Raw genomic sequence first — 13119 nt, forward strand, 5'->3', positions numbered from 1 at the left:
TACCTGATTTTTTTTCGCTGCCCGATCCTTGTTGTTTAAACAAGTTACCTTGTAGGGTTCATTGACCAATAATCGCTCAGCCTATACCTCCCGTGGACGAAGCCCCTTACCGACACCATCGCGCCGCGGAGGCGCACATTCAGAATTACGTAGCGCGCTTCGGCTGGTTCATCGCGGTGCATCCACCGAATCATTCCTACCCAACCCGGGCGTACACGATTGGTCTCTGGAATAATTCCCGACACCCCGAGTTCTTCGCCGCCGGCCTGTCGCCCGACGAACTGCACGGGCTGCTCTCGCAGCTGGCCGGGATGGTCCGCGCGGGCACGCCACCGCCCCGGAAGGAATTTATGCCGGGCTTGCTCAGGAATCGCCTGGTTGACCTGCGCGAGTTGACGTCCCCCAGCACCTGGGAACGCCTGCCCTATGCCGCCGGTTACCACGGCTACGTTGGGTTTACCGCCGTCGAAGTGGCGTGGTCGGATAGCGAAGACGGCCGCGGCCCGGATTTGTCCGGGACAAGCGTCGTAACTGAACAGCCGCAGTGGCCTGGCGACCCCCGAAGGTCGGGCAGGTATCAGGCATTTGGTATTAGGTAAATCGATTTAGAATTGGGACATTCTGCCCGGAAGTGGTATTTTGGCTGGCCGCGCTGAAACCCCGCCCCATTCATGCATATCCTGACGTCCCTTACGTTCCTGCTTTTCCTTGCACCCGCGCTTGCCGCCCAGTCCGATCCGGAAACGGTGAACATTCCGGGTACCGAGATCTCCTTTACCCTGGTGCCGCTGCCGGGGGGTACCTTCTCCCCCAGTGGGGAGGAAGCGACCGTTACCCTTTCCCCCTTTGCCATTTCGGCCCACGAGGTGACCCACGACGCCTACCGAATCTTTCAGGAACGGGAAAACGACACGCCCCTGGCCGCCGCCGAGGGCTGGGACGCCGACGCTGTGAGCCGCCCGTCCCCACCCTATCTTGACTTCACCTACGGCATGGGCACCCGCGGGGGGTACCCCGAGGTCAACATCACGCAGCAGGCCGCCCTGCGGTACTGCGAGTGGCTCTACGAAAAGACCGGCCGCTTCTTCCGCCTGCCCACCGAGGCCGAGTGGGAATACGCCTGCCTGGCTGGTGAGGAACCCGACCCCGCCGACCTCCAAGACCTCGCCTGGCTCTACGAAAACGGCGAAGAGACCTACCATAAGACGGGGGAAAAAGCCCCGAATGCCTGGGGCCTCTACGACATGATCGGCAACGTCAGCGAGTGGACGCTTGACGAGTACTACGACGATTACACCGCCCGCCTCGGCGACGGACAGGACCCCTGGATGCGCCCCGACGGAAAACATTCCCGCACTGTCAAGGGCGGCTCCTTCGACACCTACACCGAGGAGGCCGGCTGTACCACCCGGGAAAAATCCAGCCCCCGCTGGCAGGCCCGCGACCCGCAGATTCCCAAAAGCAAGTGGTGGAACGTGGACAGCCCCTTCCTGGGCTTCCGGCTCGTCTCGCCCGAAAAACAACCCTCGGAAGAGGAAGTCGAGGCCTTCTTCGCAGAAGCTATCGTTGATTAGTGACTAACCCGCACTGCATTCCCGCAACCGAGCGAAGCGAGCATCCCCCGCAGGACTACAGAACTACAGAACTACAGAACTACAGAACTACAGAACTAAAAGACTACCATTTCCCCCCCCCCACGAGCACAGCGAGCAAAGCCGCCAATTTCAAATGGTAAATGGTAAATTGTAAATCGTACTTCCATCCACTTACCAAAACCCAAAAAAAATAACTCCCGATCATGCCATTAGATAGAAGATCCTTCCTGCAGAAGACCACTGCCCTCGCCGGCGGCTTGGCCATTTCCTCCCAGCTGCGCGCCAACGCGCACATCGACGGAGCCGACGTAATCCGCATCGGCCTCATCGGCTGCGGCGGGCGTGGTACGGGAGCCGCCACCCAGGCGCTTTCCACCGAACAGAACGTAAAGCTCGTCGCCATGGCCGACGCCTTCCGCGACCGCCTCGACCAGGCCTACAACGGCATCAAGGGGCAGCTGGCCGATAACGAACTGGACGCGGACCGTCTCGACGTACCCGAAGAGCATAAGTTCGTGGGCTTCGATGCCTACCAGCAGGTGATCCCACTGGTCGACGTGGTGCTTATCGCCACGCCCCCGGGCTTCCGGCCGATCCACTTCGAGGCGGCCGTGGATGCCAATAAGCAGGTCTTCATGGAAAAACCCGTGGCCGTAGATGGCCCGGGCGTGCGCCGCGTACTTAAGGCCGCCGAAAAAGCCAAGGAGAAAAAGCTCAACGTCGTGGTCGGCCTGCAGCGCCACTACGAGAAGCTCTACACCGACGGCTGGATCGACATGCTGCAGAACGGCGCGATCGGTGACATCACCACCAGCTACGTCTACTGGAACAGCGGCGGCGTGTGGGTACGGCCGCGCGAAGAGCAACAGACCGAGATGGAGTACCAAATGCGCAACTGGTACTACTTCAACTGGCTCTGCGGCGACCACATCAACGAACAGCACATCCATAACCTCGACGTAGGCAACTGGGTGAAGCAGGACTACCCCGCCACGGCCAGCGGCTTCGGCGGCCGCCACATGCGCAACGGCAAGGAGCACGGCGAGATCTTCGACCACCACGCCGTTGAGTATGTCTACGCCGACGGTAGCCGCATGATCAGCCAGTGCCGCCACTGGCCCGGATGCGCCAACAAGGTGACCGAGGAGTTCCAGGGTACCAACGGATCGGCCCCCGCCCCCGGCAAACTGATGACCAAGTCGGGCTACGTACTGCTCGACCACAACGCCCGCCGCGACCCCAACCCCTACCAGGCGGAGCACGACATGCTCTTCAAGGCTATTGCCGACGGCGAGTACAAGTTCGCCGACGCGGAAAACGGCGCCAAAAGCACCCTCACCGCCCTCATGGGCCGCATGGCTACCTACTCCGGCCAGGTCGTGAGCTGGGAGGAGGCGATGAATTCCGACCTCGACCTCTCCCCCGCCACCTACGCCTTCGACGCGCCGCCGCCGATCCTGCCCCTGCCCAGCGGCTACTACCCCGTACCGGTACCCGGTGAAACCAAGGTGATGTAGGGCCCCGCACTTCGGGGACGAGTAAACCGACTACACAATCGTGAGAATTACGCTGGTGGCCCTGCTCCTGGTGTGCGCACCGTTCCTGGTCGCCCAGCACCGCGTCACGGTCGAGCGGGCGGCCATGGGTACGCCGTGGGCGATGACCGTCTACGCCCTCGATACGGCAGCCGCCCGGCGTGCGATCGATTCGGCCTACGCCCGCGTGGAGCAGATCGAGCAGTCGATGAGCGACTACCGGGCCGACAGCGAGATCAACCGCCTGGCGCGCCTGCCCCCCCGCCGCTTTTATCCGGTGAGTGCCGACCTGTACCGGGTGCTGCGCTTCTCCCGCACCCTCGCGCGTCGCAGCCGGGGTGCCTTTGACCCTACGGTAGGGCCACTGACCAAAGTCTGGCGGCGCGCTTTCCGGCAGCAACGCTTCCCCGGAAAGGAAACCGTTCGGGCGGCACGGGCGCGGGTGCAATGGCAGTGCCTGCGGCTGGGCCGCGGTGACCGGGTTTGGCTGGGCCGGGATAGTATGCAACTCGACCTGGGAGGCGTAGCCAAGGGGTACGCCCTGGATGCTGCCGCGGCCGTCCTGGTGGAAGCCGGACTGCCCCGCTTCCTGATCGACGGCGGCGGTGACCTCCTGCTCGGGGATCCGCCCCCGCAACGGGCCGGCTGGCGGATCAGGGTACCCGCCGGCCCGGTGGATACTTCACGGGTAGCCGTAGCTACCTCCGGGTCGCGGTTCCGGTACCTGGAGCACGACGGCCAGCGGTACAGCCACCTCATCGATCCACGGACGGGCTACGGACTCACCGATCCGCGGGAAGTAACGGTCGTGGCCCCTACCGCGATGGTGGCCGATGCACTGGCGTCGGCGGCCAGCGTGATCGGGGAGGGGAAGAAGAGGCGCGTGGCGGCCCTTTTTCGATCCGCCAGGGTATATTGGTTTCTGCCCGAACGATAATTTCGGGTAACCCGCCCCACCTAACCGTCTGCCTATTGAATTCAACGCGGCCCAGCGCGACATAAATGACGCCTTTCTCGGGGGCGCGCCCGGTGTGCTGGCTTCCGGGATCGTTTGGCTGGTGGCGGGCCTGCTGGCGTACTGGACCATCCCCACTACCAGCCTGCTTGCTTTCTTTTTCGGGGGCATGCTGATCCATCCTGCCGGAGTTGCTCTCTGCCGCCTCGGTGGGCGCAGCGGGAAGGCGGATGCCGAAAATCCCCTGACGGGCCTGGCGATAGAATCGACGGTCCTGCTCTTCGTGGGACTCTTTCTGGCCTGGCTCGTCTTTCAGCTCCGGGAACCGTGGTTCTACCCCACCATGCTGCTCGTCATCGGAACGCGCTACCTCCTTTTCCGGAGTATGTACGGAAACCGCACGTATTGGGCGCTCGGCGGTGTACTGATCGCCCTAGGAGTCGTGTGCCTAGTGACCGGCGTGCCGCTGTACGTATCCGCGCTGCTGGGTGGGGGTACGGAAGTACTATTTGCGGGCTACCTCTACCGGAGGCAGTCCAGCCGGTAACGGTTCCCGACGGTATCGCGGTGCTTCCCGAGTAGCGCTGGAAAGCGAAAATTCGCTAAAAAGGCAACTCCGCCTTTCTTCCCTCGTTATTAGGGAGTAACTTCACAGCGAATTTTCGCTAACCATATTCAATCCCACCGCTTATGTCCGCCACGCTCACCCGTGAGAACGTCCTGAAAGGAGGAGAATTCCTCATTGCCGACGCCGATTACCAGACCACCTTCGTTCCCGAGGAGTTCAACGAGGAGCAGCAGATGGTACGGCAGATGGTGCAGGACTTCATCGATCAGGAGATCAAGCCCAATCTGGACAAGATCGAGAAGCAGGAAGACAACATCGCCCCCCGCCTGCTCGAGAAGATGGCCGAATTGGGCTTGCTCGGCAGTCACATGCCGGAGCAGTTCGGCGGCATGGAAATGGATACCAACTCCAACACCCTGATCTGTGAGGTCATGGGGGGCAGTTCGGGATCCTTCACCGTATCCTATGCGGCACACACGGGCATCGGCATGTTGCCGATCCTGTACTTCGGCACGGAGGAGCAGAAAGAGAAATACCTGCCCCGCCTGATCAACGGCGAGCTCAAGGCCGCCTACTGCCTGACCGAACCGGGCTCCGGGTCGGACGCCATGGGTGCCAAAACGACCGCAAGGCTGGACGGTGACGCCTACGTCCTGAACGGTCAGAAGATGTGGATCTCCAACGCCGGCTTTGCGGACGTATTCATCGTATTCGCGCAGGTAGACGGCGACAAGTTTACGGGCTTCATCGTGCCCCGCAACCTGGAGGGGCTTACCCTCGGCGCGGAAGAGGACAAGCTCGGCATAAAGGGCAGCTCTACCCGACAGGTGTTCTTCGAGAACGTACGCGTACCGAAGGGCAACAGCCTCGGAGAGATTGGCAAGGGCCACCTGATCGCCTTCAACGTCCTGAACGTCGGTCGCTTCAAACTGCATGCCCTCAGCGTGGGCGGCGCCAAGCGCGCCTTGGAAGTGGGCATCCGGTACGCCAACGAGCGCGTACAGTTCGGACAGCCCATTGCCAACTTCGGGGCCATGAAGTACAAGATCGGCGAAGCGGCCATCCGCATCTTCGCCGGCGAGAGCGCCCTGTACCGGGTCAGTCAGCAGATCCAGGACATGAACAAGCAGCTCATGGCGGAGGGCAAGACCTTCAGCCAGGCCAAGCTGCTGAGCGCGGAGGAGTACGCGATCGAGTGTGCCCTGCTCAAGTTCCTTGGCTCCGAAACGCTCGACTATACCGTAGACGAGGTCGTGCAGATCCACGGCGGCATGGGGTACAGTGAAGAAACCCTGGCACCGCGCATGTACCGCGACAGCCGCATCAACCGCATCTACGAGGGTACCAACGAAATCAACCGGCTACTGAGCGTCGACATGCTGCTGCGCCGCGCCATGAAGGGTGCCCTGGACATCGTGGGTCCCGCCTGGAACGTGCAGAAGGAACTGAGCGGCATGCCCAGCCTGGAACGGCCGACGGGAGACTACGGCGAGGAGATCAAGGCCGTAGCTGACTTCAAGAAACTCATCCTCATGGTCGCCGGTGCCGCCGCTAAGCAGCAGATGGAGGGCAAGCTCAACCTGAAGAGCGAGCAGGAGATCGTGATGAACGTCGCCGACATGCTTGGTGAGTTGCTCCAGGCCGAAAGCACGCTGCTGCGCGTGCGCAAGCTGCGGGAAGCCGGCACCGGCCAGCACCCGCAGGACATCTACGACGCCATCCTGCGCACCTACCTGCACGACGTCACGGCCCGCATGGCCAAAAACGCGACCGATGCCGTGGCCAGCTTCGTAGAGGGCGACCTGCTGCGGACCTTCACCATGGGCATCAAGCGCTTTACGAAGTATCCCCCGCAGAACGTGAAGAAGCTGCGCCGGATGGTGGCGGACTTGCTGATCGACGGTGACGCTTACAATCTTTAGAGACACAAGCTTGCTGCGCTCGCTATGCGGTAGACGCGCTGCGCGCTGTGTTAGTGAAAAACTCGCTCCGCTCGTTTTTTGGTAGAGCGCTTCGTTCGCGGGAGACACGCCCAAACAACGAGACCCGATTTGCTTCTGCAAATCGGGTCTCCTTGTTTGGGCTCTACTGGCCGCGAGCGAAGCGAGCAGCTCTCTACCGCGCGAAGCGCTCTATTCCAGGTCAAAGGCCGTCTACCGCACAGGAACGTAGCGACCGTGCCTCTAATCCTAGATCTTAACCACTTCCGCCTGGATCGGGTAATCGGCCAAAATGCGGTTCGTGAAAGCCATGTGCCCCCGGGGGACGGCCAGGTACAGCTTACCGTGCTTATAGGCGGCCAGGCTGCTGAGGAGGCGCCACTTGGTGACGAGTTCGCGTTCGTCGTCGGTCTTGAGGCCGAGTTCGAAATAGCTTTTGCGGCCGTTGACCTCACCGGTGACATCGGGAATGAAGTATTCTTCGGTGTCTTTGCTGCGTCGGATCTTGGCGGGGGTTTCGTAGCCTTCCGCGTTGGCCTTGATGTTGTCAAAGCCCTTTTTGGTGACGATCTTATCGAGCAGGGTCTGGATCAACTCAGCGTCTTTCTGCTGAGCGTCGGTGAGGATTCCATTTTCCATTGTAGGTAGGGAAGTTTAACTAGATTGTGTGGATAGCGAATATGCGCAAAAATCGCGAGAGCTACGGTTACGTACCACCGTTTCGGGGCGACCGCCGTTTCTCGGATGCTTTATGTAGAACGCTTTGAGCGGTCCCGGGGTTGTCCCTACACATAATTCAGCCATCCGCGTTACTTTACCACTCACCTAGCTTAAAATCGAATTTCCATGACTACCGACCAGCGCCCGTGGCTCGCCCATTATCCCGCCGGCATCCCCGCGAACGTCGATACCGACGCCTACCCCACCCTCGTAGCGATGCTGCGAGCCAAGATGAAGGAGTTCGGGAAAAAACCTGCCTTCTCCTCCATGGGCCGTGATATGAGCTTCCGCGAACTGGACGAACTCGGCGACGCCTTCGGCGCCTATCTCCACTACCGCGGGTTACAACCCGGAGACAAGGTGGCCGTCATGATGCCCAACCTGCTGCAGTACCCGGTGGCCCTGCACGGCATCCTCAAGGCGGGGCTCGTCATCGTAAACACCAACCCGCTCTATACCCCGCCGGAAATGAAGCACCAGTTCAACGACAGTGGGGCCAAGGCCGTCGTGATCGCGGAGAACTTCGCCAGCAACCTGCAGCAGATCATCAAGGAAACCCAGATTACCACCGTGATCACCACCAGTATCGGCGAAATGCTGGGCTGGATGAAGGGCGGGCTCACCAACTTCGTAGTACGCAACGTCAAGAACATGGTGCCGAAGTACGACCTGCCCGGCGCCGTCACTTTCCAGACCGCCCTCGACGAAGGTAAAAAGCACCAGCTCCCCACCTTCAACGGCCAGCCCGACGACACCATCGCCCTGCAGTACACCGGCGGCACCACCGGCGTATCGAAGGGGGCCATGCTCACCAATGCCAACCTGGTCGCCAACGCCCAGCAGATGTACGCCTGGCTCACCCAGAAACTGGAAGTCGGCAGCGACGGCCGCATGCTGTGCCCCCTGCCCCTCTACCACATCTTCGCCTTTACGGTTAATGCCGTAGCGGGCTTCGGCCTCGGTATGTGCAACGTGCTCATCACGAACCCCCGCGACCTGAGCACCGTAGTTAAGGCATTCAAGGACAACCGCATCGAAGCCATGACGGGGGTCAACACCCTCTTCAACGCCCTGCTCAACGACGCGGACTTTCAAAAACTTGACTTCCGCCACATGAAGCTCACCGGCGGCGGCGGTATGGCCGTCCAGCGCGTGGTAGCCGAGAAGTGGCAAAAGATCACCGGCACCCCCCTGAGCGAGGGCTACGGACTGACGGAAACGAGCCCCGTCGCCACCATGAATCCCTTTAACGACAAGATGCGGATCGGCACGATCGGATTACCCATACCCAATACGGCGGTCCGCATCTGGCACGAGGAGGAAAACCGGGTGGCTACCTCCGAAGAGCGGGGAGAGATCCAGATCAAGGGGCCTCAGGTGATGAAGGGCTACTACAACCGGCCGGCCGACACCGCCGCGGTCCTTGCCGACGGCTGGCTGAGTACCGGCGACATCGGCATGATGTCGGAGGATGGCTTCTTCCGCATCGTGGACCGGAAGAAAGACATGATCCTGGTCTCCGGTTTCAACGTCTACCCCAACGAGGTAGAAGACGTAGCGGCCGCCCACCCCAAGGTACTCGAGTGCGCCGCCGTGGGCATCCCCAGCGAACGCTCCGGCGAGGTAGTAAAACTGTACGTCGTCAAACGGGACAAATCGCTGACCAAGGACGAGCTGGTCGCCTACTGCCGCGAACACCTTACCGGCTACAAGATCCCCAAGGAGGTAGAATTCCGCGACGATCTGCCCAAAAGCAACGTGGGCAAGATCCTGCGGCGGGAACTGCGGGAAGCCTGATCGCCACGTCCTACCCAGACAAAGCACCGCAGTGGATTGGAAAAGTACCCTGCTTTACCTTGCCGCCGCCGCGCTGCTTGTCGAAACCGTTAGCCTGATCGCGCCCCTAACGGAGCGCTCCCTGGAGCGGGAGTGGGAATCGTACACCTGGATTACGACGGCCGACTCGCTCAACACGACAGTTGAGTCGCTCCGGTTTCAGAACGGCGTGGGCCTGGTCAACGGATACCTGGCCTTCCCGCTGTGTAGGGTCTGCGTCGACCACCGGGAATGCTACAGCCGCTGCATAGACGACGTGATCGCCGTGGGAAACCGACTAGTCAAGCGGGGAGATACCATCTTGCTGTACGCATCTCCGGCCGTCCCCCGCGCCGATACCTTTTTCGCCCAACCCTACTTTTCGCGGTGAGCCGCCGCCCACCGTCCCGTATTTTCTCACTCCCCCACGATGGACCCGTCCAACTTCAGAAAATTCCTGCGCGGAGCCGATCCGGTGGCGATCGCCCGTGGCCTGCTCGGTGCGGAGATCGTGACCCAGATCGACGGCACGGAAACCGGCGGCCGCATCACCGAGACCGAAGCCTACTGGGCGCCCGACGACCGTGCCAGCCACGCCTACGGGCACCGCCGCACGCCGCGAACGGAGCCCTTCTACGCCGACGCCGGTACCAGCTACGTATACCTGTGCTACGGGATCCACGAACTGTTCAACGTGATCACCGGACCCCGGGAGACGCCCCACGCCGTCCTGATCCGGGCGGTCGAGCCCACGCGGGGCCTCCCCGCCATGCTGGCCCGCCGTCATATGGAAATCTTAAGGCCGAAACTAAGCGCGGGACCCGGCGTTGTGACCAAAGCCCTGGGGATATCGCGGGCCCACAATGCCCTTGACCTGCTCGATCCGACCGGGGAGGTGTGCCTGCTGCCACCGAACGAACGCGTGCCGGAGGCGGAAATCGCGGCCACTCCCCGCATCGGGATCGACGGAGCCGGACCCGACTGGGCCGCCCGCCCGTGGCGCTTCTACCGACGGGGCACCCGCTTCGTGAGTCGACTTAACGCTTTTTCATGAACCAACGGATTGCCAACTTTCCCCTGCACCTGCGCACCGCCGCCCTGCTGCTCTTCCTGGCGCTGGCGGGCGGGCTGACCGCCCAGCCGAGCGAGTACTTCTTCTACGATAATACCTACGTAGACAACATCAAGACCGTACGGCTGCACATTGCCGGCTTCCCCCACTCCTACCCCGTCATCGACCTCAACGGCGGGGCCCGGCTCCAGCTTACCTTCGACGACCTGGCCCCGGAAGTGCACCGCTACGCCTATATGTTCATTCACTGTAACCGCGACTGGCGGCCGTCCAACCTCGGCCAGCTGGAGTACAACAGCGGCTACGCCAACGACTACCTGGAAGACTACGACTTCAGCCTGCGGACGCTGATGCAGTACACCCACTATAATCTCACCTTCCCCAACCGCAACATGCGCCTGGAGAAGAGCGGGAACTACCTCCTCGTGGTGTACGACACCCAGGACAACGACCGCCCCATCATTACCCGGCGCTTTTTGGTGTCCGAAAACCTGGTAGGAGTGACTGCCCAGGTGACCCGCCCCTCGGTGGTCGACAAGATCCAAACCCACCAGGAGGTCAGGCTCACCGCCAATACCAAGCAGCTGCAGCCGCGCTCGCCGCTGCAGGAGCTGTCGGCCACGGTCCTCCAGAACGGCCGCTGGGACAACGCCGTCACCGACGTGCCCCCGAATCTGCTGGGCCGTGAGAACGTGCAGTTCACTTACCAGGACCGCATCATCTTCCGCGGCGGAAACGAATTCCGCAACCTGGACGTGCGCTCCGTCCAGGCGCCCCGCACGCAGGTGAGCAGCATCACCAACGAAGGAACCTTCTACGCCATGCTGCTCGCCCCGGAGGAATCGCGGGCCAACAGCGTCTACCTGCAGTACTTCGACCTGAACGGGGACTTCGTCAACTTCCGTACGGACCGGCCGGTGGTCAACCTGGCGGACGAATTTCTCCAGGAGAACTACGAGCGTTTCGGGCTGGACTATACGGGCGAGTATATCGAGGTGACCTTCATCTTTAAAACCCGCAACGGACTGCCCATTGACCGCGATCTCTATCTCTTCGGTTCCTTCTCCGAGTGGCAGACGAAATACGATTACCGCATGGTCTGGAATCCGAGCATCAACGCCTACGTCGGGCGGGTGCTCCTAAAGCAGGGCTTCTACAACTACTACTACGTGACCGACCTAGCCAAGGAGGCTCCGGCCGGCCGTCAATTCGCGCGCCCCGGCGACCGGGTAGGCTACGACGAAACCGAGGACAGTTTCGACGTTACCGAAAACGATTACCTGGGCCTGATTTACTACCGTCCGTTGGGCGGACGCTACGATCGGTTGGTCGGCTCCACGGTGACCAACAGCAACCTGTAGCGGCGGCCGGTCTAGGAGTTTCGGCCGTTGATAGATTAAATTTGGCTCCCCTGCCCGAAACCGTAGTTTTGCTGACCGATAAAATCAGTAGCATGCGGTTCAAAGCTCACCTCTGGATAGTACTCTTTTTCCCTCTTGGCCTGGCGGCCCAGTCGACGGATACCTGGACCCTGGAGCGGGCGGTTACCTACGCCTGGGAGAATAACCTTCAGGTCCGCCGGTTGGACAATGCCACTTCCCTGGCGCGGCTCAACCTGCGGCAAAGCCGGCTGAGCCGCCTGCCGACGCTTAGCGGCGGTACGGGCTTCAACCTCCAGCTCGGCCGGACCATCGACCCCACCACGAACACCTTCGAGGCCCAGAACATCCTGAGCCAGGGGTACCAGCTGCAGGGGGCCGTGACCCTGTACAACGGCGGGCTCATCCGCAACAACCTGCGGCAGGCCGAACTGGACGTTCAGGCCGCCGAGACCGACGCCGAAGTGACCGCCAACGACATCGGCCTGATGGTCGCCAACAGCTACCTGACCATCCTGCTCACCCGCGAGCAGCTCGCCAATGCGCGGGCCCAGCTGCAGCTCACCACCGACCAGCTCAACAACACCGAGGCACTGATTGAGGCCGGCAGCGTACCCGCCGGGCAGCGCTACGACATCGTAGCCCAGGAAGCCGCTAACCGCCGCACCGTAGTTGAACTGGAAAATCAGGTGCGCCTGGCGTTGCTGGACCTTCAGCTCATGCTGGAGCTGGAGCCCGATTCTTCCTTTACCGTCGCTACGCCCAGCCTGGACCTCGAGGAGGAGGTGCTCTTCAGCGACTACAACCTGCAGGAAGTACTGGCCGCGGCCCGGCAGACGCAACCCACCATCCGCGCCGCCGAGCTGCGCCGGTCCGCCGCGGAAGTGGGGATCGACATCGCCCGGGCGGGAATGCGGCCTTCCCTCCAGCTGTACGCCAACGTCAGTACGAATTACTCCAACCTGGCGCGGGACTTCAACAATCCGGATGCTTCCCAGGTCGAAATCGTCCAGGCCCCTCCGGTTCCGGTGATCATCAACGGCGAGGAGTCAACCCTGTCGACCTTTTCCCAGACGGGGCTGGTGTTTCCGAAGCTGTCCTACTTCGAGCAGCTCGACCAGAACTTCGGCCAGTCGATCGGCCTCAACCTTTCGGTGCCCATCTTCAGCCAGGGCCGCAACCGCATCAACGTGCAGCGGGCCGAGCTGCAACGGATCAACGCGGGCCTCGACATCGCCCAGGCCCAGAACCAACTGCGCTCCGACGTAGAGCGCGCGCTCGGCGACCTGCGGGCCGCCCGCGAAACCTACCGCGCCGCCCAGGTGAGCCTCGAAGCGGCGCAGAACGCCTATGACGTGACCCAGCGGCGCTACGGCGCCGGCGCGGCCAACAGCCTCGACCTGATCACGGCCACCAACCGGCTGGAACAGGCCCGCGTGGAATTCACCCGGACCAAGTACCAGCTCATCTTCAACCGGGAGGTGATTCAGTTTTACCTCGGTGAAGGCCTCTCCCTCCAGTAATTTAACCCCGCAAAACG

General features: G+C 61.8%; 12 protein-coding genes. 11 read left to right on the forward strand and 1 reads right to left on the reverse strand.

The features are described 5' to 3' along the window. Nucleotides 1-92: 92 nt before the first annotated feature. From DQG19_RS08170 to DQG19_RS08195, 6 genes are all read left to right on the forward strand, one after another. Nucleotides 93-599 (forward strand): DUF4262 domain-containing protein, encoded by a 507-nt coding sequence (locus DQG19_RS08170; RefSeq protein WP_157974400.1) that lies wholly within the window; start codon nucleotides 93-95, stop codon nucleotides 597-599. 72 nt (nucleotides 600-671) lie between these two features. After that, nucleotides 672-1574, forward strand: a complete 903-nt coding sequence (locus tag DQG19_RS08175) for a formylglycine-generating enzyme family protein (RefSeq protein WP_116125771.1) — start codon at nucleotides 672-674, stop codon at nucleotides 1572-1574. A 224-nt stretch (nucleotides 1575-1798) separates the two neighbouring features. Then, nucleotides 1799-3112 (forward strand): Gfo/Idh/MocA family protein, encoded by a 1314-nt coding sequence (locus DQG19_RS08180; RefSeq protein WP_116125772.1) that lies wholly within the window; start codon nucleotides 1799-1801, stop codon nucleotides 3110-3112. A 40-nt stretch (nucleotides 3113-3152) separates the two neighbouring features. Next, a complete protein-coding gene (locus DQG19_RS08185; protein WP_157974401.1) occupies nucleotides 3153-4067 on the forward strand; it encodes an FAD:protein FMN transferase in 915 nt (304 codons plus the stop codon). A gap of 34 nt (nucleotides 4068-4101) precedes the next feature. Continuing rightward, nucleotides 4102-4632: a DUF7010 family protein gene (locus DQG19_RS08190; RefSeq protein ID WP_116125774.1), complete on the forward strand. Its 531-nt coding sequence runs from the start codon at nucleotides 4102-4104 to the stop codon at nucleotides 4630-4632. A gap of 143 nt (nucleotides 4633-4775) precedes the next feature. Then, nucleotides 4776-6575: an acyl-CoA dehydrogenase family protein gene (locus DQG19_RS08195; protein WP_116125775.1), complete on the forward strand. Its 1800-nt coding sequence runs from the start codon at nucleotides 4776-4778 to the stop codon at nucleotides 6573-6575. Nucleotides 6576-6842: 267 nt separating this feature from the next. On the opposite strand, the gene DQG19_RS08200 is transcribed toward DQG19_RS08195, so the two are convergent. Next, the gene (locus tag DQG19_RS08200) at nucleotides 6843-7232 is read right to left on the reverse strand and encodes a hypothetical protein (protein ID WP_116125776.1); all 390 of its coding nucleotides are present in this window, start codon (nucleotides 7230-7232) and stop codon (nucleotides 6843-6845) included. Nucleotides 7233-7439: 207 nt separating this feature from the next. Here DQG19_RS08200 and DQG19_RS08205 point away from each other — a divergent pair, with 207 nt between their 5' ends. The 5 genes from DQG19_RS08205 (at nucleotide 7440) to DQG19_RS08225 (ending at nucleotide 13102) form a co-directional block, all read left to right on the forward strand. Further along, on the forward strand, nucleotides 7440-9110 hold the full coding sequence (locus DQG19_RS08205; RefSeq protein WP_116125777.1) for an AMP-binding protein: 1671 nt from the start codon (nucleotides 7440-7442) through the stop codon (nucleotides 9108-9110). Nucleotides 9111-9141: 31 nt separating this feature from the next. Next, nucleotides 9142-9519, forward strand: a complete 378-nt coding sequence (locus DQG19_RS08210) for a hypothetical protein (protein ID WP_116125778.1) — start codon at nucleotides 9142-9144, stop codon at nucleotides 9517-9519. A gap of 39 nt (nucleotides 9520-9558) precedes the next feature. After that, nucleotides 9559-10182: a DNA-3-methyladenine glycosylase gene (locus DQG19_RS08215; RefSeq protein ID WP_116125779.1), complete on the forward strand. Its 624-nt coding sequence runs from the start codon at nucleotides 9559-9561 to the stop codon at nucleotides 10180-10182. Then, on the forward strand, nucleotides 10179-11561 hold the full coding sequence (locus tag DQG19_RS08220; RefSeq protein WP_116125780.1) for a DUF5103 domain-containing protein: 1383 nt from the start codon (nucleotides 10179-10181) through the stop codon (nucleotides 11559-11561). Before DQG19_RS08215 ends, DQG19_RS08220 begins: the two co-directional genes overlap by 4 nt. A gap of 92 nt (nucleotides 11562-11653) precedes the next feature. Next, entirely contained in the window at nucleotides 11654-13102 is a 1449-nt protein-coding gene (locus DQG19_RS08225) for a TolC family protein (protein ID WP_157974402.1), read from the forward strand. Nucleotides 13103-13119: the final 17 nt, after the last annotated feature.

The sequence above is a fragment of the Lewinella sp. IMCC34183 genome, assembly GCF_003390915.1.
Classification (GTDB): Bacteria; Bacteroidota; Bacteroidia; order Chitinophagales; family Saprospiraceae; genus Neolewinella.